Source organism: Streptomyces sp. NPDC012637 (assembly GCF_042954805.1).
Classification (GTDB): Bacteria; Actinomycetota; Actinomycetes; order Streptomycetales; family Streptomycetaceae; genus Streptomyces.
Genome location: NZ_JBIBDS010000004.1, coordinates 195,992 through 219,002, shown reverse-complemented (window position 1 = coordinate 219,002; position 23,011 = coordinate 195,992). Strand labels below are relative to the sequence as shown.

20 protein-coding genes and 2 pseudogenes are annotated in these 23,011 nt (G+C 72.5%); 12 read left to right on the top strand and 10 right to left on the bottom strand.

The window, feature by feature from the left end; all coding sequences use genetic code 11:
* Positions 1–7 precede the first annotated feature (7 nt).
* Positions 8–1,492: a substrate-binding domain-containing protein gene (locus ACFY8W_RS17990; RefSeq protein ID WP_391105922.1), complete on the bottom strand. Its 1,485-nt coding sequence runs from the start codon at positions 1,490–1,492 to the stop codon at positions 8–10.
* Positions 1,493–1,726: 234 nt separating this feature from the next.
* Here ACFY8W_RS17990 and ACFY8W_RS17985 point away from each other — a divergent pair, with 234 nt between their 5' ends.
* On the top strand, positions 1,727–2,680 hold the full coding sequence (locus ACFY8W_RS17985; RefSeq protein ID WP_391105920.1) for a zinc-binding dehydrogenase: 954 nt from the start codon (positions 1,727–1,729) through the stop codon (positions 2,678–2,680).
* 258 nt (positions 2,681–2,938) lie between these two features.
* Here the strand turns inward: ACFY8W_RS17985 and ACFY8W_RS17980 are convergent, their stop codons facing one another.
* On the bottom strand, positions 2,939–3,427 hold the full coding sequence (locus tag ACFY8W_RS17980) for a MarR family transcriptional regulator (RefSeq protein WP_391105918.1): 489 nt from the start codon (positions 3,425–3,427) through the stop codon (positions 2,939–2,941).
* A gap of 141 nt (positions 3,428–3,568) precedes the next feature.
* On the opposite strand from ACFY8W_RS17980, the gene ACFY8W_RS17975 reads away from it, so the two are divergent.
* Positions 3,569–4,012: a MarR family transcriptional regulator gene (locus ACFY8W_RS17975; RefSeq protein ID WP_391106837.1), complete on the top strand. Its 444-nt coding sequence runs from the start codon at positions 3,569–3,571 to the stop codon at positions 4,010–4,012.
* A gap of 609 nt (positions 4,013–4,621) precedes the next feature.
* Here ACFY8W_RS17975 and ACFY8W_RS17970 read toward each other — a convergent pair.
* Both ACFY8W_RS17970 and ACFY8W_RS17965 read right to left on the bottom strand, forming a co-directional pair.
* A pseudogene (locus ACFY8W_RS17970) lies at positions 4,622–5,068 on the bottom strand (MarR family winged helix-turn-helix transcriptional regulator); the annotation flags it as partial.
* A gap of 140 nt (positions 5,069–5,208) precedes the next feature.
* A pseudogene (locus tag ACFY8W_RS17965) lies at positions 5,209–5,808 on the bottom strand (DJ-1/PfpI family protein); the annotation flags it as partial.
* Positions 5,809–5,999: 191 nt separating this feature from the next.
* Here ACFY8W_RS17965 and ACFY8W_RS17960 point away from each other — a divergent pair.
* The 3 genes from ACFY8W_RS17960 to ACFY8W_RS17950 all read left to right on the top strand — a co-directional run bounded on the left by ACFY8W_RS17960 (position 6,000) and on the right by ACFY8W_RS17950 (position 9,141).
* On the top strand, positions 6,000–7,376 hold the full coding sequence (locus tag ACFY8W_RS17960; RefSeq protein ID WP_391105916.1) for an aminotransferase class III-fold pyridoxal phosphate-dependent enzyme: 1,377 nt from the start codon (positions 6,000–6,002) through the stop codon (positions 7,374–7,376).
* A gap of 280 nt (positions 7,377–7,656) precedes the next feature.
* Positions 7,657–8,379: a GntR family transcriptional regulator gene (locus ACFY8W_RS17955; RefSeq protein ID WP_391105914.1), complete on the top strand. Its 723-nt coding sequence runs from the start codon at positions 7,657–7,659 to the stop codon at positions 8,377–8,379.
* Positions 8,380–8,487: 108 nt separating this feature from the next.
* Complete coding sequence (locus tag ACFY8W_RS17950) at positions 8,488–9,141, top strand: hypothetical protein (RefSeq protein ID WP_391105912.1); 654 nt, start codon at positions 8,488–8,490, stop codon at positions 9,139–9,141.
* A 225-nt stretch (positions 9,142–9,366) separates the two neighbouring features.
* On the opposite strand, the gene ACFY8W_RS17945 is transcribed toward ACFY8W_RS17950, so the two are convergent.
* Positions 9,367–10,095, bottom strand: a complete 729-nt coding sequence (locus ACFY8W_RS17945; RefSeq protein WP_391106834.1) for an SLATT domain-containing protein — start codon at positions 10,093–10,095, stop codon at positions 9,367–9,369.
* A gap of 327 nt (positions 10,096–10,422) precedes the next feature.
* Here ACFY8W_RS17945 and ACFY8W_RS17940 point away from each other — a divergent pair, with 327 nt between their 5' ends.
* From ACFY8W_RS17940 to ACFY8W_RS17930, 3 genes are all read left to right on the top strand, one after another.
* On the top strand, positions 10,423–10,758 hold the full coding sequence (locus tag ACFY8W_RS17940; RefSeq protein WP_391105910.1) for a YbaB/EbfC family nucleoid-associated protein: 336 nt from the start codon (positions 10,423–10,425) through the stop codon (positions 10,756–10,758).
* 120 nt (positions 10,759–10,878) lie between these two features.
* Positions 10,879–11,478 carry a recombination mediator RecR gene (gene recR, locus ACFY8W_RS17935; RefSeq protein ID WP_384422275.1) on the top strand — a complete coding sequence of 200 codons (600 nt, stop codon included), beginning with the start codon at positions 10,879–10,881 and terminating at the stop codon, positions 11,476–11,478.
* Positions 11,479–11,525: 47 nt separating this feature from the next.
* Entirely contained in the window at positions 11,526–12,188 is a 663-nt protein-coding gene (locus tag ACFY8W_RS17930; protein ID WP_391105907.1) for a DUF5063 domain-containing protein, read from the top strand.
* 25 nt (positions 12,189–12,213) lie between these two features.
* Here the strand turns inward: ACFY8W_RS17930 and ACFY8W_RS17925 are convergent, their stop codons facing one another.
* The 3 genes from ACFY8W_RS17925 to ACFY8W_RS17915 form a co-directional block, all read right to left on the bottom strand.
* Positions 12,214–13,074: an ATP-binding cassette domain-containing protein gene (locus tag ACFY8W_RS17925; protein ID WP_391105905.1), complete on the bottom strand. Its 861-nt coding sequence runs from the start codon at positions 13,072–13,074 to the stop codon at positions 12,214–12,216.
* Positions 13,071–13,892, bottom strand: a complete 822-nt coding sequence (locus ACFY8W_RS17920; protein WP_391106832.1) for an ABC transporter permease subunit — start codon at positions 13,890–13,892, stop codon at positions 13,071–13,073. The genes ACFY8W_RS17925 and ACFY8W_RS17920 overlap by 4 nt, the downstream gene beginning before the upstream one ends.
* Before the next feature lie 269 nt (positions 13,893–14,161).
* Positions 14,162–15,046, bottom strand: coding sequence for a transporter substrate-binding domain-containing protein (locus tag ACFY8W_RS17915; protein WP_391105903.1), 885 nt, complete (start codon positions 15,044–15,046; stop codon positions 14,162–14,164).
* Positions 15,047–15,661: 615 nt separating this feature from the next.
* Here ACFY8W_RS17915 and ACFY8W_RS17910 point away from each other — a divergent pair.
* From ACFY8W_RS17910 to ACFY8W_RS17895, 4 genes are all read left to right on the top strand, one after another.
* A complete protein-coding gene (locus ACFY8W_RS17910; RefSeq protein ID WP_384408867.1) occupies positions 15,662–16,933 on the top strand; it encodes an aspartate kinase in 1,272 nt (423 codons plus the stop codon).
* A 32-nt stretch (positions 16,934–16,965) separates the two neighbouring features.
* Positions 16,966–18,039: an aspartate-semialdehyde dehydrogenase gene (locus tag ACFY8W_RS17905; protein WP_391105901.1), complete on the top strand. Its 1,074-nt coding sequence runs from the start codon at positions 16,966–16,968 to the stop codon at positions 18,037–18,039.
* 312 nt (positions 18,040–18,351) lie between these two features.
* Complete coding sequence (locus tag ACFY8W_RS17900; RefSeq protein WP_391105899.1) at positions 18,352–19,029, top strand: SigE family RNA polymerase sigma factor; 678 nt, start codon at positions 18,352–18,354, stop codon at positions 19,027–19,029.
* Positions 19,026–20,246 carry a hypothetical protein gene (locus tag ACFY8W_RS17895; RefSeq protein WP_391105897.1) on the top strand — a complete coding sequence of 407 codons (1,221 nt, stop codon included), beginning with the start codon at positions 19,026–19,028 and terminating at the stop codon, positions 20,244–20,246. Before ACFY8W_RS17900 ends, ACFY8W_RS17895 begins: the two co-directional genes overlap by 4 nt.
* A gap of 151 nt (positions 20,247–20,397) precedes the next feature.
* Here ACFY8W_RS17895 and ACFY8W_RS17890 read toward each other — a convergent pair whose 3' ends face one another.
* Together ACFY8W_RS17890 and ACFY8W_RS17885 are read right to left on the bottom strand one after the other, a co-directional pair.
* Positions 20,398–21,138, bottom strand: a complete 741-nt coding sequence (locus tag ACFY8W_RS17890) for an SURF1 family cytochrome oxidase biogenesis protein (RefSeq protein WP_391105895.1) — start codon at positions 21,136–21,138, stop codon at positions 20,398–20,400.
* Positions 21,139–21,161: 23 nt separating this feature from the next.
* A complete protein-coding gene (locus tag ACFY8W_RS17885; protein ID WP_391105893.1) occupies positions 21,162–22,997 on the bottom strand; it encodes a prolyl oligopeptidase family serine peptidase in 1,836 nt (611 codons plus the stop codon).
* Positions 22,998–23,011 lie beyond the last annotated feature (14 nt).

Sequence of the window (23,011 nt, the reverse complement as noted above, 5' to 3'; positions counted from 1 at the left end):
CCCGACGTCATCCCTCTCCGCAGATCCGCAGCCCCTTGGGTGTCGCGCAGGGCAGATGACCGTGTCCGGCGACCACGTCCTGGCCGCCTCCGCGCCCCAGGTAGACGAGGAAGCTGGAGGTCAACGAGCCGGGCGCGGGCTGCCCCCACGTATAGGCGTACTCGATCTCCCGGTAGGGGTAGGGCGAGCTGCCCAGCTCGTCGACCCGAGGTCTTCGTCCGTCGACGGCTATCCGGTGAAGACCCTTCAGGCCGGTGCCGGAACGCAGTTCGGTGTAGCCGAGCGCGCCGGGCAGGCTCGCGACGGTGGACAGGACCTGCTCGGTGCTGTCGAGTTCGCAGCGGATGACCACGGCCTCGGGATCGTCCTTGGCGGCGCAGTTGCGTGAGGAGTTGGCGGGCTCGTTGCGCCCGAGGACCCGGCGCTGGAAGACCTCGCGGGTACCGGAGTCGGCGTCCCGGCTGACCAGCCGGACGGGCAGGTCGGGACCTCCGAGGTTGCGCCAGTTGGTGATGTCGCCGCGGTAGAGGGCGCGGATGTTCTCCAGGGTGAGGTTGTCGAGCGGTATCCCGTCGTTGAGGACGAGGGTGAAGAGGGAGACGGCGACCCTGGTGTCGCGCAGCTGGGGGTAGCCGTCGGGCTTGGGCCCGTCGGAGAGGGCGATGAGGGCCGGGGAGCCCTTGCCGTGCTCGGCGCCGGCGTCGGCGAGCGTCCGGATGCCGGCGGTGGAGCCACGGGCGTCGACGACCACCGTGGCTCCCGCGCAGTCCCGCTCGTACTGCCGGGCGACATCGCTGAGGACGGGCTCGAAGGCGGTGGAGCCGGTGACGGTGAGGGTGCCGCGGGCACAGCCGATGGGTGGCGGGACGTCGCCGCGGAACACGATGATCGAGGCGAGCGCGACGACACAGACGGTGAGCGCGACGGTGAGGCGGCGGGCCGCCGTGCTGAACCGGGGCGGTTTGTCGTCGAAGGTGGCGCTGTGGTTGACGTGGACGCCGCCGTCGGCGCCACCGTCCCGGATCGGGCCGGTGACCGTGATCCCGTCCTTGGCCGCCCCGCCGGTGAGCAGGACGAGCACCTTGAAGTAGTCGCCCGGGTTGAGTGGCACCTTGGGCAGCTTGATCTCGCTGTCCGTGGTCACCAGGGCGTCGCTGTCGAAGGGCGCCTGGGAGGCGGCGGCGACCTCCACCTTGCGGCGGGTGAACCGCACGGTCAGCCCGTGGTTCTCTTGGTTGTAGTCCTCACGTCCGATCGACACGCCGCCGTCGTTCTCGATCCGCAGCAGGACGAGCGTGGCGTCGGCCATGTCGGTCCGCCCGTTGAACAGCCGTGTCACCCGGTCGCCCACCGGGGTGTCCAGCTGCACGCGGTAGCCGACGCGCTTGCGGCGCGGCACGCGGCGCTCGATGGCGAGCACGGCGAAGGTGACGACCACACCGAGCAGCGCGGTGAGGACGGCGATGACGTTCTCAGGGCTGACCCAGTCCACGCGCGCCACCGTACGGACACGTGTGCGGTCCGGGGGGCGGCCCCACCACACCGACATCTGGCGTTCCTCCTTCCGTCAGCTTCTCGTCCCTGCTCCCGGCTTCCCGGCTTCCCGGCTTCTCCCGGCTTCTCCGGGCTCCGTGCCGGGCGTCACCCGGGCCTCCTTCACCTGTTGCCGGGCGTGGCGGGCGTGGGTCTAATGGCCACGAGGGGGCTTCCGCAGGAGGAGAACCCCATGCGTGTCGTCGAAGTGACCGCCTTTGGCGGACCCGAGGTGCTGAGCATGGCCCGCCGTCCCGAACCGGAGGCCGGCCAGGTGCCCGGCAAGGTACGGGTGCGGCTGAAGGCCGCCGGTGTGACCGTGGCGGACCTCCGGATCCGGGCCGGTCTGTACGTCGCCCAGATGGGCATGCTCCGGCCCCCGTTCGTCCTCGGCACCGACTTCGCGGGCCGCCTCCTCGACCCGGCGACCGGCCCGCAGGGCACCTTGCCCGCCGGCACCCGGGTGGCGGGCTTCGAGCCCTGGTACGAGGAGCTGACCGGACAGGGCACCTACGCGGAGGTCATCTGGGCCGACCCGGAGTGGCTGGCCCCCATCCCCGAGGACGTCGACTTCACCGCGGCGGCGTCCGTCCCGCTCGCCGCCATCACCGCTGCCCAGGGCCTCGACCAGCTCGGCCTCCCGCCGGGCTCGACGCTGCTCGTCACGGGCGCCAGCGGTGTCGTGGGCCGCTTCGCGGTCCAGATGGCCGCGGCGTCCGGCCTGGACGTGATCGCCGTCTCGTACGAGGGCGACGAGAGCGAACTGAAGCTCCTCGGCGCCAAGGAATGCGTCCCGCGCGGCGAACCGGTGAACGTGCTCCGCGCCGTGGGCGAGATCGCCCCGGGCGGCGTGGACGGCATCTTCGACGGAGCCCTGGTCGGCACCCCGATGCTGGCCGCCCTCCAGAACGAGGGTGTCTTCGTCGCCATCGCCCCGGACCGCGTCCCCGTGACCGAGCGGGGCATCCGTGTCGAGTTCGACCGCGCCCGCCCGGACGCCGCCCGCCTGACGGAGATCCTGGAGAAGGTGGCCGCCCGCGAGCTGGTCACCCGCGTGGCCGACGTCCTCCCGCTGGAGGAGGCCGCCGAGGCCCACCGCCGCGCCGAGGCCGGCCGCCGCCCCGGCCGGATCGTCCTGATGATCTGAGCCGCCGCCCGATCCAGGGCAGTGCGCCCGGGCCCCTCCGCGCCACCGGCGTCACCCGGGCCGGGACGCCGCCCGCCATTGGTGTCGCCCGCGCTTGGGCGCCTCCAGTCACCGGTGTCGCCCGCGCTTGGACGCCTTCCGCCACCGGCGTGACCCGCGCTCAGCCCCTGCTCGTGCCGGGGCCGTACGTATCCCGCGTCAGGCCCGTGCGTGGCCTGTGCCGGGCCGTGTGTGCAGGCCCGTGCGGCGCCCGTGCCGTCAGGCGGTCAGTGCCGCGAGCTCCGCGTTCGCGCGCGCGGTCACCAGGGCGAGGACGCGCCCGGCGGCGGCCAGGTCCTCGGCCGGTATGTCGCCCCAGACACGGGCCGAGACGGGAGCGGTTTCGCCCGCGACGGCGGCGAGCAGCTCGCGGCCTGCGTCCGTGGGAAGGAGGTGCGGGCCGTCCACGACGAGCAGTCGCCGGTCCAGCAGCTCGTCGAGAGCGGCGCGGACGTCGGCCGGATCGGCCTTGAGGGAGGCCCGGACGCTCGCCACGAGCTGGTCCGGCGTCTGCGCGGTCTCGGCTGTGACGGCCGCGCGCAGGGCGATCTGCTGCTGGAAGGTGGAGCCGTGCCGGGCCAGGACGTGTTCCAGGACGCCGCGGGCGGCGTAGTGGGCGAGACCGAGGGCGCGGGCGTCGGTGCCGGGGGCCTCGGCGGCCGCGGGGGCGGGAGTGCCGGCCGCGGTGCGGGTGTTGATCTCGGACATGCTCGTTCACTCCTCTAACGTTCATTTGACTAACGTTCGTGGCACTAACGACAGTAGATCGTTCGGACCACTAACGCAAGGGGTAATCTGCACGGCATGAGCGAGCGCCCCGAGAGTGCCGAGAGCACCGAAAACGCCGCGATGGACGAGATGGACGAGCGGCAGACCCCCGACCGCCTCCGCGGCCTGCCCAGCCGTCTGCTCGCGATGACCTCCGCCCGGGCGGACCGCATGGTCGGCGAGCGCCTGGCCGCCGAGGACGCCCGGAAGTGGCACTACGCGGTCCTGGTCTCCATCGACGAGTTCGGCCCGACCAGTCAGGCCGGCCTCAGCCGCCGCACCGGCATCTACCGCAGCGATCTCGTCTCTGTCATCAACGAGTTGGAGCAGCGCGGCCAGGTCGCCCGCACCCCCGACCCGGACGACCGCCGCCGTAACGTCGTCACCCTCACCCCGCAGGGCCGCAGGCAGCTCAAGCGCCTCGACAAGGTCCTCGCGGACGCGCAGGACGAGCTGATGGCGCCGCTGTCCGTCGCCGAACGCGCCCTGCTCGTCGGCCTGTTGGAGCGAGTGCTCTCCCGTTAGGGCCTGTGGGGCCTGTAGGGCTGCCCCTGGGCGGGGAGGTCCGCGTCCGTTTTTTCGGCCCGTCCGGCCAGGCGGTGGCGGGCGCGCTGCCCAAGCGTGTACGCCGTGCCCGTTGTCGGGGCGGCCGGAGCGCCCCGCCAGGGCAGGCAGGCCAGGCCGCAGGGCCGAGAAGCCCAGGCGGCGCACGCGACCGCCGGGACGACGGCCAGCAGCCTGCCGAAGCCGCGCCAGTCCGAGGCCCAACACCAGCACGGCCCGACCGGGTTCTGGCGACGGCGCGCCTGGTACCGCTGCACTTGGCTGCTTCACGCCCCCCCCGCGCCCTCACGGCTCTCCTCCCGCCGAATCGGCCGATTCGGCGGGACAGGCGGCAGCCGATTCAGCGGGACAGGCGGCAGGAGGGTCCGGAAGTCAGCTGGCCCGCTCTTCGCCGGTGTCCGGCGAGCCCGAGCCCGAGCCCGAGCCCGAGCCCGAGCCCGACTCCGAATCGGATACCGAGTCCGACTCGGATACTGAGTCGGAGTCGGAGCCGGAGTCCGAGCCCGACCCGGAGTCCGAGCGCGAGCCCGCGGTCAGGTCCGATTCCGAGCCCGGTGCGTCCGGTGCGTCCGGTGCCTCCACCGCGTCCAGCGCCCGCGACAGTCGTTCCAGGACCCGGACCGTCTCCTCGAAGGCCTCCTGCCCGCCGAGTTCACGCGTCAGACGGGCGGCCAGTTCCGCGTGGCCCGGGTCGATGCGACGGATGGCGGCACGGCCGGTGTCGGTGGGGGCGAGGAGCTTCGCGCGTCGGTGGGCCGGGTTGGGCTCGTAGACGGCCAGGCCCTCCCGTACGAGCAGGTCCGCGATCCGCTGCACGCTCTGGCGGGTGATGCCCATGACGCGCGCGATTCCTGCGACGGGCAGCGGCTCCGGCAGCACCGCGCCGAGGACCTGCCACCAGGCGGCGGTCAGACCCGCCGGTTCGGCCAGCTTCTCCGAGACGGCGAGGAACTGGCCGTTGAGGCGGAAGACGCCCAGGGCGGTACGGGACAGGGCGTCCTGCTGGCGGCGGCTCATCCGGCCGTACCCCGGGCGGCCTCGTCGCCCGAGCCCTCCCGCTCTCTGCCGCCCTCCGTCTGTGCCTCCGCGCCGCCCTCCGTCTCGGCCTCGCCACCGCCCTCCGTCTGCGCCTCGCCACCGCCCTCCGTCTCGTCCTCCGCGTTCAGCTCGGCGAAGGCCGCCGGGTCCGAGTCGTGGAACAGGCGGTACCAGGCGTCCCGCTTCCCCTCGTACGCGCCGAGGCGGGCGAAGATCTCGCGCGCGAAGGCGACCGGCTCGGTCGGTCCCGCCGTGATCAGGTCGCCGTCCGTCACGGCGTCGGTCTCGACGTAGTGCTCGCCGCCCTTGTAGCCGGTGGCGGTCAGGTAGAAGGAGGCGGCGCTGGTGTGCGGGCGGTCGTCGAGCAGGCCCTCCTTCGCCAGGCCCGCCGTGGCGCCGCAGATCGCGGCGACCGGGACGCCGGCGTCGAGGAAGGCGCGGGCCTTGGCCGTGAAGGGCGCGAGCTCGTCGCCCTCGTCGTACTTCTCGGCGCCGGGAAGGATCAGCAGCGCGCTGTCCGCGGGGTCGAGGTCCGCGAGCGCGAGATCGGGGACGATCCGGATGCCGGCGATGGTCGTGACGGGCTCCCCGGCGGCCGGGCCGACCGTCCGGACGGTGAATCCGGCGCGGGCGAGCCAGGCGGTGGCGTGGCCCGTCTCCCAGTCGGCGAGCGTGTCGTAGACGGCGAGATGGACGGTCGTGCGGGCGGTGCTGGTCATGACTGCCTCCCCGGCTCCGTGGGACGGGTCCCTCGATCCCCCCGACCCTTCCTCCTATGACAGTAGGCTGTCATGTCGACAGCGTGCTGTCAATCGATGTGAGGCTCCCGGCAACCTGTCTCGTCCGCCCCGGTCTCGGTGGACAAGATGGCCATGGCCCGCCCCACCTGCACTTCCTTACCCTCGGAGCCATGACCCCTCATGTCGCGACCCCTCAGGTCGAGCCCGATCCCCAGGCCGGTGCGGCCGTCAAGGCCGCCGACCGCGCGCACGTGTTCCACTCCTGGTCCGCCCAGGGCCTGATCGACCCGCTCGCCGTCGCCGGCGCCGAGGGCTCGTACTTCTGGGACTACGACGGCAACCGCTACCTCGACTTCACCAGCGGCCTCGTCTACACCAACATCGGCTACCAGCACCCCAAGGTCGTCGCCGCGATCCAGGAACAGGCCGGGAAGCTCACGACCTTCGCTCCCGCCTTCGCCGTGGACGTCCGCTCCGAGGCCGCACGCCTCATCGCCGAGCGCACCCCGGGCGACCTGGACAAGATCTTCTTCACCAACGGCGGCGCCGAGGCCGTCGAGAACGCCGTCCGCATGGCCCGGCTGCACACGGGCCGTACGAAGCTGCTCTCGGCCTACCGCTCGTACCACGGCGCCACCTCCACCGCGATCAACCTGACCGGTGACCCGCGCCGCTGGGCCTCCGACACCGCCTCCGCCGGCGTCGTGCACTTCTGGGCGCCGTTCCTCTACCGCTCGCCGTTCTACGCCACCACCGAGGCGGAGGAGTGCGCCCGCGCCCTCCAGCACCTCGAGGACACCATCGCCTTCGAGGGCCCGCAGACGATCGCCGCGATCATCCTGGAGACCGTCCCGGGCACCGCCGGCATCATGACCCCGCCGCCCGGCTACCTCGCCGGTGTCCGCGAGATCTGCGACAAGTACGGCATCGTCTTCATCCTCGACGAGGTCATGGCCGGCTTCGGCCGCACCGGCAGGTGGTTCGCCGCCGAGCACTTCGACGTCGTGCCCGACCTGCTGACCTTCGCCAAGGGCGTCAACTCCGGTTACGTGCCGCTCGGCGGTGTCGCCATCAGCGAGAAGATCGCCGCCACCTTCGAGACCCGCCCGTACCCCGGCGGCCTCACCTACTCCGGCCACCCGCTGGCCTGCGCCGCCGCCGTCGCCACCATCCAGGCGATGGAGGACGAGAAGGTCGTCGAGCACGCCGCCCACATCGGCGAGACCGTCCTCGGCCCCGGCCTGCGCGAGCTGGCCGAGCGCCACCCGTCGGTCGGCGAGGTGCGCGGCCTCGGCGTCTTCTGGGCACTCGACCTGGTCAGGAACAAGGAGACCCGCGAGCCGCTGGTGCCGTACAACGCGGCGGGCGAGGCCAACGCGCCCATGGCCGCCTTCGCCGCCGCGGCGAAGAAGAACGGCCTGTGGCCCTTCGTGAACATGAACCGCACCCACGCGGTCCCCGCCTGCAACATCACCGAGGCGGAGGCGAAGGAGGGCCTGGCGGCCCTGGACGCGGCACTGTCCGTCGCCGACGAGCACACGGTCTGAGGCACGCACACGGTCTGAGGCCGCGCGCAGGGTCTGAGACGCACACACGGTCTGAGACGCGCACACACGGTCTGAGGCGCGCCACAGTCCGAGGCGCACGGTCTGAGGCGCGCGGTCTGAGGCGGGCGCCCAGTCCCGAGGCGCGCGCACGGCCCGACGGCCCGCCCGGCGTGCCCCCGACAGGGGCCCGCCCGGCGGGCATCACACGGTGTGACGTGGCCGGCCCCCTCCGTGGCCTGGACTAGGGTGTCCGGAAGTCGTACGGAGGGGGCCGAGGACCATGCCCGCGAGCGGAGCAGTCACCCGCAACACCCTTCGTCAGCAGATCGCGGACGCGCTGCGTGACGAGGTGCTCGCGGGGCGTCTCCAGCCGGGCGAGGAGTTCACGGTCAAGCAGATCGCCGAGCAGTACGGCGTGTCCGCGACGCCCGTCCGCGAGGCCCTCGTCGACCTCTGCGCCCAGGGGCTCCTCGACTCCGACCAGCACCGCGGCTTCCGGGTGCACCAGTTCTCCGTGGACGACTACCGCGGCATGGTCGAGGCCCGGATGCTCGTCGTGGACGGCATCTTCCGCCGCCACGCCCCGCAGACCACGCCCGTCGACCCCGAGCTCTCCGTCGGGGTCGCGCTCGTCTCGATACGGCGCCGCGGCGAGGCCGCCGCCCGCGCGGCCCGGGCCGGTGACCTGGACATCCTCATCGGCTACGACATCCGCTACTGGCGCGAGCTGGGCCGTCTCGTCGCCGCCAACGACTACATCGCGGACTTCCTGCACCGGCTGCGCGTCCAGGCCTGGGTCTTCTCCGTGCCCTACCTGCGCTCCGACCGGGACCTGCTGGGCTGGCTCTGGAGCGGGCACGTCGACCTGGTCGACGCGATCACCCGCGGCGACGCGGAAGGCGCGGTCGCGGTCGTACGGGAGTACAACGCGAAGTCGCTGGAGTGGGCCGACCGGCTGGACGCGCGCACCGGCGGCGCGGGCCGCCCGGACGCCACGGGTTGAGGCGGGTCTTCCGGGGGCAGGCACCCCCACAGGTAGTCGTGGTCCAAGGCCCCCGACTACCCTGGCGGTCCCTGAAATTGACGGCGATTGACGGAGAGCGAGCCTGTCTTGGCCTGTGACCTGTGGCTGGTCCCCCTCGTCGACGTGCTGTGCCACAGCGCCGACAACCCCTTCGCGGAAGAACTCGCGACCTACGACCACGCCCTGACCGCGGCCGGCCTGCCCACCGTGCCCGTCTACGCGTACATGCCGGGCCTCTCCGGCGACGTCGCCCCGATCGCCGGATTCGACTACGAGGCCCTGCACTTCCTGCGCCGCGCCTACCTGCTGCAGATGTGCGGACTGCCCGTCGAACCGGTCGGCGAGCTCGGCGGGGACTACGAGCAGCTCCTGGAGATGTTCGAGGCGACCGCCCAGCAGTCCCACCTGGTGTGGCACTACGACCACGCCGGCGCGTACGTGCCGGTCGACTTCCCCGTGCCGCTGTCCAACGACGAGCTCCTGGCGGGTGGCGGACCGCTCGGCTCCTCCCAGGGGCTGTTGCGGGAGCTGGAGTTCGTGGCGCCCGCGATCGGCATCGACCCCGCCAACCCGCCCGCCGCGCCGCGGCCCCCGGACCGGCCCACCGCCCTGGAGGAGCCCGCCGCCCCCGCTCCGTACCAGGACGACAGCCCCTTCGCCCGCGAGCGTCACGTGTGGCTGGGACTCCACGCTGCGGCGACCCGGAGCCTGGGCCAGGGCTCGATGATCATCCTCAGCTGAGTCCCGGGCAGGCCCCAGAGCTAGGTCTGGGCAGCCCCCAGGCCCGACCGCCATCCTCAGCCGGCCCTCCCGGGCAGGCCCCAAGCTCGACGATCATCCGCGGCCGGTGCCGGACAGACCCCCGGGCGTCAGCCCGCCCCCGTACGGGTACGAGTACGGCCAGGGGCCCCTCGCACCCCTACGGGCCGCCCCCTACGGGCTTCCCCCTCCCTCACCCCCAAGGCCTCAGCGCGGCTCCGGCGGTCGCTGCCGCGGCATGTTCGGGCGGGTGCCCGGCGGCAGCGGGAAGCGGCCCGACGGGTGGCCGCTCTCGGGGCGGGCCGGGGTGGTGCCGACGGACTGCAGGGCCAGCGGCGCCGGGCCCGAGTGGAACTCGACCATCCAGTCGGCGGTCTCCGCCCGTACGAGTTCGGTGATGTCCTCCGAGAAGCGGCGCAGGATGCCCAGACAGCGCTCCGCGGCCTCGCTGGCGGTGCCCTCGGTGGGGCCGAGGACCTCGCGCACGCTCTCGGAGGCCCAGTCGAACTGGAGCGCCTGGAGGCGGCGCTGCACGGCCTGGGCCGTGGCCACGTTCCTTATCCAGCCCGAGGTCAGGCCGAAGTACCGGTCGCAGGCCAGGCAGGCGGCGGCGAGCAGCAGCGACAGGTAGCCCCAGCCGGCGGTCCCTTCGGCCACGCCGGTCAGGTCGAGCAGGGGCAGTGCGGCGCCCGCGATCACGCCGAGGGCCGTGCCGACGCGCAGTGCGCGGGCGCAGCGGCGCTTCCAGACGCGGTCGGAGAGGTACCACTCGGCGGTGCGCAGCGCGTTGGACTCGACCCAGCGGTAGAGCTCGTCGAGGCGTTCGGCGGGCTCGCCCCAGTCGCCCAGCGGGAAGGGCGATCCGGTCAGGTCGCGGTCCGCGGCCGGACGTCCGGGCTTGCCCGGGCCTTCGGGGTTCCCCGGCTGTGGCTGCATGTCCGGCTGCTGGCTCACCGGGGAACTCCTCTGTTCAGCTCAGCGCTCGTGTCCTTCTGTGACGTGCGGTGCACGTGGTGCCTGCCCTTCCTACCGCCGAATGGTGGGCTGTGGGCCCGGAATCCCGGGATTTCCGCCCGCAAGAGGGTGTTGATCAGGTAGAGGAGCCCGCAGTTTCTCACTCGAAAGAGTTGCTTCGGCGTGGGGGTCGGGGACCACGTAGGCTCGGTTTACCAAGCTCGCCGGGTCCGCGGAGTCCGCGGAGCCGGTCGGGCTCGCCGAGCTCGCCCGGTTCGGTGCAACGAGTTCCAGATCTGAGGAGTGACCGTGATCCCCGGTGGTGGCCAGCCCAATATGCAGCAGCTCCTCCAGCAGGCCCAGAAGATGCAGCAGGACCTCGCCCGCGCGCAGGCCGAGCTCGCCGCGACCGAGGTCGAGGGTCAGGCGGGCGGCGGCCTGGTCAAGGCCACCGTGACCGGCTCCGGCGAGCTGCGCGGCCTGGTCATCGACCCCAAGGCGGTCGACCCGGAGGACACCGAGACCCTGGCCGACCTGATCGTGGCCGCGGTGCAGGCCGCCAACGACAACGCGCAGCAGCTCCAGCAGACCAAGCTGGGTCCGCTGGCGCAGGGCCTGGGCGGGATGCCTGGCCTGGGCTTCTGAGCCGGCCCGGGCTTCCGGGCCGCACACGCATCCGGTGACGGCTTCTCCGCCGTACACCTTCTGTGGCCGGTTTCCAGCCACTACCGTAAGAATCAAGCACTCCCGAGAAGGGCGCTGACGTTGTACGAAGGCGTGGTTCAGGACCTCATCGACGAACTGGGCAGGTTGCCCGGCGTCGGTCCCAAGAGCGCCCAGCGGATCGCCTTCCACATCCTCCAGGCCGAGCCGACCGACGTGCGGCGGCTCGCGCAGGCGCTCATGGAGGTCAAGGAGAAGGTCAGGTTCTGCGCGGTCTGCGGCAACGTGGCGCAGCAGGAGCAGTGCAACATCTGCCGTGACCCGCGCCGGGACCAGACCGTCATCTGTGTGGTCGAGGAGCCGAAGGACGTCGTCGCCATCGAGCGGACCCGCGAGTTCCGCGGGCGGTACCACGTGCTCGGCGGCGCGATCAGCCCCATCGAGGGAGTCGGACCGGACGACCTGCGGATCCGCGAGCTGCTGGCCCGCCTCGCGGACGGCACGGTCACCGAGCTGATCCTGGCCACCGACCCCAATCTGGAGGGCGAGGCGACCGCGACGTACCTGGCGCGGATGATCAAGCCCATGGGCCTCAAGGTGACCCGACTGGCCAGTGGTCTGCCGGTCGGCGGCGACCTCGAGTACGCCGACGAGGTCACCCTGGGGCGTGCGTTCGAGGGGCGGCGGCTGCTAGATGTATGACGACAAGCCCGGTGCGCTCTCAGGGACCCGAGCAGGAAGGCTCCTCGATGTCTGACGCCACGCTGCACTCCATCACGCAGGACCCGGACGACTTCGCCGTCCAGATCGCGGACTCGATCGAGAGCTTCATCGTCGCGACGACCGAGGTCGCGAAGGGCGACGAGCCGGACAGCGCCGTGCCCTTCCTGCTCCTGGAGGTGTCCCAGCTGCTGCTGGCCGGCGGCCGGCTCGGCGCGCACGAGGACATCGTTCCCGACGAGCGGTACGAGCCCGACGCGGGCCCTGACATGGACGTGGACGACCTGCGCGAGCGGTTCGCGACGCTGCTCGACCCGGTGGACGTCTTCTCGGAGGTCTTCGACCCGTACGAGCCGCGCAAGGCGCCGGTACCGGCCCGGATCTCCGACAACCTCGCGGACATCGTCACCGACCTGCGGCACGGCCTCGCCCACTACCGGGCCGGGCGGACCAGCGAGGCGCTGTGGTGGTGGCAGTTCTCGTACTTCTCCAACTGGGGACCCACCGCCTCCGCGACCCTGCGCGCCCTGCAGTCCCTGGTCGCCCACGTGCGCCTCGACCAGCCGCTCGCCGAGCTGGACGGGCTGGACACGGACGAGGACCTGACCGAGGACGACCTGGCGGAGGAGGCGGGCCGCGTGATGATCCAGGAGATCGCGGGCCCGCTGGGCCTCGGCCGCCGCAAGGTCTGAGGGGCGGGCGGCAGCCGCTGCCGCCCTACAGCCGGCCCGCCGCCACGATCCTGGAGAGGAAGCGGCGGGTCCGTTCGTGCGTGGGTGCGCCGAAGACCTCGGCCGGGGTGCCGCGCTCCAGGACGACGCCGCCCTCCAGGAAGCAGACCTGGTCGGCGACCTCCCGGGCGAAGCCCATCTCGTGGGTGGCGACGACCATGGTCATGCCCTCCTCCTTGAGGTCGCGGACCACGTTCAGGACCTCGCCGACCAGCTCCGGGTCGAGCGCCGCCGTCACCTCGTCGAGGAGCAGCAGCCGCGGCCGGTTCGCCAGGGCGCGGGCGATCGCCACGCGCTGCTGCTGGCCGCCGCTGAGCCGGTCCGGGTACTCGCCGGCCTTGTCGCCGAGCCCGAGCCGGCCGAGCAGCTCGCGGGCCCGCTCCTCGGCCTCCCGGCGGCCGGCCTTGTGGACGCGGCGCGGGGCGAGGGTGATGTTGTCGAGCACGCTCATGTGCGGGAAGAGGTTGTACGCCTGGAAGACCACGCCGATCCGGCGCCGTACCGCGTCGGGATCCGCGCGCGGGTCGGTGATCTCCTCGCCGTCCAGGAAGATCGCGCCGTCGTCGATCTCCTCCAGGAGGTTGGCGCAGCGCAGCAGCGTCGACTTGCCGGATCCGGAGGCACCGATGAGCACGGTGACGGAGTGCTGCGGGACCTCCAGGTCGACGTCGCGCAGGACGACGGTCTCGCCGTAGGTCTTGCGGACGGACTCCAGGCGGAGGACGGGGGACTCCGCAGGGGTCGGCGCGGAGGTCTCCGCAGGGGACTCCGATGAGGGCGCCGCGGAGGTCTCCGCAGGGGTCGGCGCGGAGGTTTCCGCAGGGGACTCCGCCGGGGACTTCGTCATACCGTGCCTCCCTGCGACTGGCGCCGGTTCATGCGTGCCGTGATCCAGTCCGTGAACCGGGTCATGGGGATCGTGAGCACGACGAAGACCAGGCCTGCCACGACGTACGGGGTGTAGTTGAAGGTCTTGGACGACAGGATCTGCGCCGCGTAGACGGCGTCGACCGCGCCCGCGATGGAGACCAGGCCGGTGTCCTTCTGGAGCGAGACCAGGTCGTTGAGGAGCGGCGGCACCACCCGTCGTACGGCCTGCGGCAGGACGACGAAGCGCATGGTCTGCGCGCTCGACAGGCCGAGCGAGCGGGCGGCTGCCCGCTGGCTGGGGTGGACGCTCTCGATGCCGGCCCGGAACACCTCCGCCATGTACGCCGAGTAGGTCAGCGACAGCGCGATGCCGCCGAGGACGACCGGGTCGGTGGGCACGCCCTGGAGCCGCAGCGCGGGCAGGCCGAAGATCACGGCGAGCAGGCAGATGATGAGCGGCAGGCCGCGGAAGAAGTCGACGTACGCGGTGGCCAGGGCGCGCAGCGGGAAGAGGGCCGGGCCGCGCAGGGTGCGGGCGACGGCGAGCAGCAGGCCGAGGACGAGCGTGACGGCGCCGCAGACCACGAGCAGGCGCAGGTTGAGCCACAGGCCGTCGAGGACCAGGGGCAGCACCTGACGCGCGTACTCGGCGCTGAAGAAGGTCTCCTTCGTGCGCGGCCAGCCGGGGGAGCCGGTGACGACGAAGTAGAGCACCGCCAGGGTGACGGCCGTGCTGAGGGCGGCGACCGCGGTCGCGCGGCGGGTGCGGGAGCGCTTGTACCGTTCGCGCTCGATCCGCCGGGCGGATGAGGTGTACGCCTTCTCCTGAGCGCCCGCGCCCGCGCTGGGGCCCGCGCCCGCGCTGGGGCCCGCGCCCGCGCCGGGGCCCGCGCCCGGGCCCGAGACTGGGCCTGGGGCCGCGCTCGGCCGGCCCCCGTCCTGCGCACCCGCATCCGTGCCCGCGCCCGCGTCCGCGCCCGGGGCGTCCGAGCCCGACGAGTCCTCGCCCTGCGCGCGCCCGCCCGGCGAGTCCTCGTCCGGCGCGTCCTCCTTCGCGACGGTGGTCACTTGAGCACCGGCGCGCCCGCCGCGTCCGACAGCCACTGCTTCTCGATGGCGGCGAGCGTGCCGTCCGAGCGCAGGGCGTCGACGGCCTGCGAGACGCAGGAGGTCAGCGGGGAGCCCTTGTCGAGGACGAGGCCGAACTGTTCCTTGGCGCCGCCGGTCGTCTCGAACTGGCCGACCACCTTGGCCTCCGGAACCTCGGCGCCGGTGATGTAGAAGGCGGTGGGCAGGTCGACGACGATCGCGTCGACCTGGCCGTTCTTGAGGGCGGCCTTGGCGAGGTCGTTCTTCTGGAAGACGGCCGGCTGCCGGTCCGGCCGGATCTGCTGGTTGATCACGTCGAGGCTGGTCGTGCCGACCTGCGCGCCGAGCTTGGCGCCCTTGAGGTCGGCGAGGCTCGTCGCCTTGGCGGCCTTGGAGCTCTTGAGCGCGATGACGGCCTGGCGGACGTCGTAGTAGCCGCTGGACAGGTCGACGGCCTTGCGGCGGTCCTCGCTGATCGACACCTGGTTGACGTCGAAGTCGAAGGTCTTCGCGCCCGGGGCGAAGGCGTTGTTGAAGGCGACCTTCTGCCAGACCACGTCTCCCTCGGCGAAGCCGAGCCGCTTGGCGACGGCGTACGCGACGGCCGACTCGTAGCCCTTGCCGTTGGCCGGGTCGTCGTCCTGGAACCAGGGGGCGTAGGCGGGCGTGTCCGTGCCGACGGTGAGCTTGCCCTTGGCCTTGGTGGCGAGCGCGTCCGCCGCACAGGAGGCGGGAGCACCGGCCGAGGCGGACGCGGAGGTGCCTGAGGCGGTGCCGCTGCTCTCCTGGGGTGCGCAGCCGGACGCGGTGAGGGCGGCGAGAACGGAGGCCGCGGCTATGGCGGCGGAGCGAGAACGCATGGCGGGAGACTGGCAGCCGTCACGGCATGTGTCCAGGTCACACGGTTGATGTCTTGCATGTCGAAACGATTGTGAAAGCGGTGTTGCGGCACGCTATGAACTCCGCGCCCTCATGGGTTCATGACGGGGTGTGAGTCGTCAAGAGCGTCCCGGAGGCCGGTGTCGGGGTCGGTGCGGCGGGCGTCGCGGGCCTCGCGGTCGTGGCTTTCGCGGACCTCTGGAACGCCGACCGGATCGCGGGCGCGGCGAGGGCGGTGCTCGCACTCGTGTGGGGTGGGGGCTCCCTGCGACGCGATGGGCGGCGCCTGAACGACCTCGACACGCGGAACACCCTGGACGCCATTCCGGACACCTCTCACGCCATTCCGGCGGTCTGGGAGCGGGAGCTCGGGCCGGAAGGCGTCGCCGAGGCCGGTCGGGTCGACCTTGGCCGGGCCGTCCGACCCCTGGGAGTGCCGGGACGAGCGGCACGCTGATCGGCCTGTTCTCGGGCGTGTGATCACTCCCTGAGCGTCGTATCTCACCATGTGGTATACCGGTGGCGTTTCGGCCTCGCTCGTTAGACTGAACCGACCGCAGCGCCAAGCTGTGGCAAGGACTGAGCGAGGAGCGCACGTGGGCCTTGTCGTGCAGAAGTACGGAGGCTCCTCCGTTGCCGATGCCGAAGGCATCAAGCGCGTCGCCAAGCGGATCGTGGAAGCCAAGAAGAACGGCCACCAGGTGGTCGTCGTGGTATCCGCGATGGGCGACACGACGGACGAGTTGATCGATCTCGCCGAGCAGGTATCCCCGATGCCGGCCGGCCGTGAGTTCGACATGCTGCTGACCGCCGGAGAGCGGATCTCCATGGCCCTGCTGGCCATGGCGATCAAAAACCTGGGCCACGAGGCCCAGTCGTTCACGGGCAGCCAGGCCGGTGTCATCACCGACTCGGTCCACAACAAAGCGCGCATCATCGATGTCACGCCGGGCCGGATCCGCACCGCGCTCGACGAGGGCAACATCGCCATCGTGGCCGGCTTCCAGGGTGTGTCCGCCGACAAGAAGGACATCACCACGCTGGGCCGCGGCGGCTCGGACACGACCGCCGTCGCCCTGGCCGCCGCGCTCGACGCCGAGGTCTGCGAGATCTACACGGACGTCGACGGCGTCTTCACCGCCGACCCGCGCGTGGTGAAGAAGGCGAAGAAGATCGACTGGATCTCCTTCGAGGACATGCTGGAGCTCGCCGCCTCCGGCTCCAAGGTGCTGCTGCACCGGTGCGTCGAGTACGCACGTCGATACAACATCCCGATCCACGTCCGCTCCTCCTTCTCGGGGCTGCAGGGCACGTGGGTCAGCAACGAACCGACAGGGGACTCCACGGTGGAGCAGGCCATCATCTCCGGTGTCGCCCACGACACCTCCGAGGCGAAGATCACTGTCGTCGGCGTGCCGGACAAGCCGGGCGAGGCCGCGGCCATCTTCCGGGCCGTCGCCGACGCCGAGATCAACATCGACATGATCGTGCAGAACGTGTCGGCGGCCTCCACCGGTCTGACGGACATCTCCTTCACCCTCCCCAAGGCCGAGGGCCGCAAGGCCATCGACGCCCTGGAGCGGACGAAGAGCGCGATCGGCTTCGACTCGCTGCGCTACGACGACCAGATCGGCAAGATCTCGCTGGTCGGCGCCGGGATGAAGACCAACCCGGGCGTCACCGCGGACTTCTTCCGCGCGCTGTCGGACGCGGGCGTCAACATCGAGCTGATCTCCACCTCCGAGATCCGCATCTCGGTCGTGACCCGCGCCGACGACGTCAACGAGGCGGTCCGCGCCGTCCACACCGCCTTCGGTCTGGACAGCGACTCCGACGAGGCCGTCGTCTACGGCGGCACGGGCCGCTGACCGCGGACGTCCTCCGCTTCGATGAGCGGCGCATGAGCGGCAAACCGACGCTCGCGGTCGTGGGAGCGACCGGGGCCGTGGGCGCGGTGCTGCTCCAGGCGCTCTCGCACCACGCGGACGTCTGGGGCGAGATCCGGCTGCTCGCCTCTCCCCGCTCCGCCGGCCGCAAGCTGGCGGTACGGGGGGAGGAGAGCGAGGTCCTCGCGCTGAGCGAGGAGAACCTGGCGGGCGTCGACCTCGCCCTCTTCCTCGTGCCCGACGACGTCGCGGCGCGCTGGGCGCCGATCGCCGTCGCCAAGGGTGCGGTGGTCGTCGACACCTCCGTGGCCTTCCGGGCGGACCCGGACGTGCCGCTCGTGGTCCCCGAGATCAATCCGCACGCCGTACGGGTACGGCCGCGCGGCATCGTCGCGAGCCCCGGCTGCTCGACCCTGGCGCTGATCGTCGCCGTGGGCGCGCTGCACGCCGAGTACGGCCTGAGCGAGCTCGTCGTCACCGTCCAGCAGGCCGCCAGCGGCGCCGGACGCGCGGGCACCGCGGCGCTCCGCCACCAGCTGGCCGTCGTCACCGGCAGCGAGCTCGGCATCCATCCCGGCGACGTGCGGCGGGCCGTCGGCGACCACACCGGCCCCTTCCCCGGGCCGCTCGCCCTCAACGTGCTGCCCTGGTCGGGAGAGCCCGTCCCGGGCGGGCCCGAGGCGGACGGCTGGTCCACGGAGGAGCTGGCGGTCCGCGAGGAGACCCGCAAGATCCTGGACCTGCCGCGGCTGCGGGTGGCGGCCACCTGCGTCCGGGTGCCCGTCGTGACCGGGCACTCCGCCTCCGTGCACGCCCGCTTCGAGCGGCCGGTCACCGTGGCGCGCGCCCACGAGATCCTGGCCACCTCGCCGGGCGTGGTGCTGTACGACGACCCTGCGGCGGGTGACTACCCGACGCCGGCGGACGTGGTGGGCACCGACCCGACGTGGGTGGGGCGGGTGCGGCGGTCCATGGACGACGAGCAGGCCCTGGAGTTCTTCGTGTGCGGGGACAACCTGCGCAAGGGCGCCGCGCTCAACGCCGTACAGATCGCGGAGCAGATCGCGGCCGACGTCACTCCGCTGTAGTCCCACCGGTGTCCGGAAATCGGCACCACCTCGCCGTTCAACTTTGTAGGATCTGTGAACGCCTTGTGAGCAAATCGGCTTCAAGTGCCTCTTGATCAGGTCAGATGTCCTGGACGACGATGCTGTTCCCTCCCTCTGCAACCAGTGGTCGGGTGGGAGCGTCTTCGCGTGCACCCGGAAGCATGTGACGCGGAGCACGCCGCACAAGCGGGGCATCGGGGGAGAACGGGTACGCATGAGGGCAAATGACGCACCGCCAAAAACGGTGGCGTACGCGTACAACCCTGACGGGGGGAAGCGTGTCCAACAGGCGTGGCAGAGGTACTCGACATCGCGGCGGTCATCCCGCTGCGCAGCACCGCGGTGCGCCCGCTCAGGCGGCCGCGCGCGGTCGGCGGCATGCCGGTGATCGCGCCCATGCCCATCAGGACCAGCCGTCCGGCCACCGTCAGCGGCATTCCGGCGCCCCGCGACGGCGCTGACGACACGATGGCAGCCGGCACCACCGTCGACCACCTCACCGAGACCTACCGGGCCCACTACCGCTCTCTGCTGGGCCTCGCCGCGCTGCTCCTCGACGACACCGCCTCGTGCGAGGACGTCGTCCAGGAGGCCTTCATCCGGGTCCACTCGGCGCGCGGCCGGGTGCGCGACCCCGAGAAGACCCTGGCCTATCTGCGGCAGACGGTCGTCAACCTCTCGCGCTCCGCGCTGCGCCGGCGCATCCTCGGCCTCAAGCTCCTCTCCAAGCCCATGCCCGACATGGCCAGCGCGGAGGAGGGTGCCTACGACCAGCTGGAGCGCGACGCGCTCATCAAGGCCATGCGCGGACTCCAGCGTCGGCAGCGCGAGGTCCTCGTGCTGAGATACTTCGCGGACATGACGGAAGCGCAGGTCGCGGAGACCCTCGGGATCTCCCTCGGATCCGTCAAGGCCTACGGCTCCCGCGGCATCGCGGCGCTGCGGGTCGCCATGGAGGCGACGTCATGAGCGGGCCGCTGGACGGCGCCGGTGACGGCACCCGGGAGGGTGCCCGTGACGGCGCCGCGCAGAGCCGCGCCGCGAGCCACGCGACGGGTCGCGGGGCGAACCGCGGGGCCGGCCACGGCGCGGCGTGGAACGAGCAGCACGACCAGCACGGTGACCGGGACGACCTGAGTGGACGCGGGATGGTGAACGAAGCGCCGGAGAACGGCACGCCCGACGAACTGGCGCTGCGACGCCTGCTCCAGGGCGCGGTGGCCGGTCTCGAACCCTCCGAGGGCGCGCTCGACCACCTGCGCCGCGCCGTTCCCGCCCGCCGGGTGCGCAAGCGGCAGGCGCTCGTCGGCGTCGCCGCGGCGGTCGTCCTCGTCGGTACGGCCGTCCCGGCCCTGGTGCACGTCGCCTCCTCGGGCGGGGTCACCGCCGACAAGGCCGTCAACGCCGGGCACGGCGAGCAGGCCCAGGGCGGTACGGGCACCGAGACCGGCATCGAGGGCGGGCAGAAGAGCGACACCCCGGCCCCCGGCACGGTGGCACCCAGCCAGGGCGGGGCCGAGGGCGCCGGCGGCAAGCCCACCGCGTCGGCCGAGGGCCCCGGCGGAAGCTCCGGCGGCGAGACCGCGCCCTCCGGCGCCCCGGAGGCCAAGCCGGTCTGCGAGGCCGGCCAGCTGGGCGTCAGCTCCGTGCAGACCGGCGCCCCGGACTCGTCGGGGAAGGTCTACGGGACCTTCCGCATCGCCAACGTCTCCGCCCGTGACTGCGTGGTCGGCGGCGCCGGCCGGGTCGGCTTCGAGGCGCGCGGTGCCGCCGACGGCTCGCGGATCACGGTCGTCGAGCACACCACCGGCGACGCGGCGAGCGGTCTGCCCGACCCCTCGCAGGAGGCGCCCAAACTGCTGCTGACCCCGGACAACGCGTACGAGGTGCGGTTCGCCTGGGTGCCCAGCGAGACCTGCCCCACCACCGGCACGGAGCCGACGCCGACCCCGACCCCGTCGACGGCCGGAGGCTCGACCTCGGCCGGCACCGGAACCACCGGCTCCACCGGCACGGACACCACGGACAACGCCCCCGCCGCCCAGCTGGTCACCGACGGCGGCCCGGCGGACGGCAGCGTCGAGGTCATCCACACCGCGGACCCGGGCGGCCCCAAGGCCGCGGCCACCATCCCCAACGCCTGCGCGGGCACGATCTACCGCACGGGAGTCCTGGACGCTTCTTGAGCGCCGGATCGGCCCGAACCGGAGTTCCGGCCGCTTCTTGAGCCTGCCCGGCCCGCACCGGAGCCCCGGGCGTCTGCCGTGCGGCCCTGCCCTGCCTGGCCCGGACCGTCCACCAGAGTCCCGGGTGCTCCCCGAGCTGCCGGAGGCGCCCCTACAGGCCCAGCGCGGCGTCGCGGGAGGCCTCGGCCTCCCGGCGCAGCAGGCGGAACCACATGAAGAGCACGAAGCCGGCGAAGACGAACCACTCGGCCGTGTAACCCAGGTTCTGGAAGGCCTTCATGTCCAGGCTGGTGCCCGCGGCGGCCGTCGCCGGCACCGGGGTCAGCCCGGCCGGGGAGTCGGCCAGGGTGATCCAGGCGTCGTAGACGTCGTCCGACACCACGTTCACCAGCGACGCGGCGCTGATCATGCCGAGCTGCCCCTGGGGCAGCCCGCCGGCCGCGCGGACGCCCTTGGTGCCCGGGTTCTCCGAGGCCTGGAGCGCGCCCGTCACCGTCACCTCGCCGGCCGGCGGCGCCGGTGCCTTCGCCCCGGCGGGCATCCAGCCGCGGACCACCGGCAGCGCCTTGCCGCCGTCGGTCTTGAGGAGCGTGAGCACGTACGAGCCGGTGCGTCCGTCCAGTTCCCGGTCGGGGACCAGGAACTGCTCACCGAACCGCCCGCTGGCGCTGGCGACCCGCCCCGAGGTCTCCTTGTCCACCGGCAGCAGCGTGTCCAGTGCCTCGGCGGGCCGCGCCGCCGGGTCCGGCTGCCGCTCGGCCTCCTGGTGGGTGGCGACGCGGTCCTCGAACTTGCCCATCTGCCACGTACCCATGAACAGGCAGAACGGGATCGCGAGGAGAACGAAGGCGTTGATCCCCCACCAGCGGGGCGTTCTCAGGAACCGGTACACACCCCCACGGTACGCAAGGACCCTCAGCCCACCTCCTTCCGGGTCCCCAGGTGGCGGGCCGCGAAGTCGAGGTCGAGCGCGACCTGCTTGATCCGCTCGTCCACCACCAGCGAGCCGTGCCCCGCGTCGTACCGGTACACCTCGTGCACCGCTCCGCGGGCGGCCAGCCGGTCCACGTAGTTGTCGATCTGGCGGATCGGGCAGCGCGGGTCGTTGACCCCGGCCGAGATGTGCACCGGCGCCTTCACCGCGTCCACGTACGTCAGCGGCGAGGAAGCCGCGAACCGCTCGGGCACCTCCTCGGGCGAGCCGCCGAGCAGCGTGCGGTCGAGCGCCTTAAGGGCCTCCATCTCGTCCTCGTACGCCGTCACGTAGTCGGCGACGGGCACCGCGGCGAGACCGACCGCCCAGGCGTCCGGCTGGGTGCCGAGGCCGAGCAGGGTGAGGTAGCCGCCCCAGGAACCGCCGGCGAGCACCAGCTTCTCCGGGTCGGCGAGACCGCTCGCCACCGCCCACTCGCGGACCGCCCCGATGTCCTCCAGCTCGATCAGGCCGACCCGGTGCTTGAGCGCGTCCGTCCATTCCCGCCCGTACCCGGTCGAGCCGCGGTAGTTCACCCGCACCACCGCGTAGCCGTGGTCGATCCAGGCGGCGGGGCCGGCGGCGAAGGAGTCGCTGTCGTGCCAGGTGGGGCCGCCGTGCACCTCGAAGACGGTCGGGAACGGGCCCTCGCCCTCGGCCGGGCGCTGCACCAGGGCGTGGATCCGGCCCCCCGGTCCCTCCACCCACACGTCCTCCACCGGCACCGACGGCGGCGCCTTCGGACCCGGAGGGTCGAGGACGACCGAGCCGTCCGTCGACCGCACCACCGACGGATGGGCGGCCGAGGACCACAGATACTCCACCGAACCGTCCGGGCGGGCCGTCGCGCTCGACACCGAGCCGGCCGGGGTGTCCACCCGCACCAGGGCGCCGGTCGCGATCTCGTACCGCCACAGCTCGCTGCGCGCCTCGAAGCCGTGCACGATCAACAGGCCCGAGCCGTCCGGATACCACTCGGCCGACACGTCGCCCGGCAGGTCGAGCCGCAGGTCGGTCTCCGCGCCCGTGGCCACGTCCCACAGCATCGGCTCCCAGCGGCCGCGCCGCTGGTGCCCGACGAGCAGCCGGGTGTCCCCGGCCAGCGGCGCGAAGCCGAGGACCGTCAGGCCCAGCTCCTCCGTACCGCCCTTGGTGTCGTCGAGCTCGGCCACCGCCGAGGCGTCGGCGGCGCGCAGGACCCGGATCGCCGAGTGCATCGCGTCGCCGTGCTCGGTGTGCTCGATCGCGATCAGGCTCCCGTCGTGGGACAGGTCGCCGACGCCGGCCGACTCCCGGTGCCGGTAGATCTCCACCGGCCCGTCGGCACCCGGTCGCAGCAGGTGGACGGTGGAACCGTCCTCGTCCGTGGACCGGCCGACCACGACCGTGCCCTCACGGCCGATGGCGAGGCCCGCCGGATAGGAGGCGGCGAGACCCGGCACGGCCGGCTCGTCCGCGCCGCCGTCGAACGGCTGGCGCATCCACACGCCGAACTCGTCGCCGTCGGTGTCGGAGAACCACCAGATCCACCGGCCGTCCGGGCTGAGCGTGCCGTCCGTCGTCCCGTTCGGCCGGTCGGTCACCTGCCGCTGCACACCGGTCGCCCGGTCCCACGCGTACAGCTCGTACGTCCCCGTCGCGTTCGACACGAACAGCGAGCGGTCCGGGGCCTCCTCCGCCCACTCCGGCAGCGACACCCGCGGGGCGCGGAACCGCTGCTCCCAGGCGGGGGCCGCCGCGAAGTCCTTGACGTCTGCGTCCTTGATCTCCTCAGTCATGCAGCCATGATGCT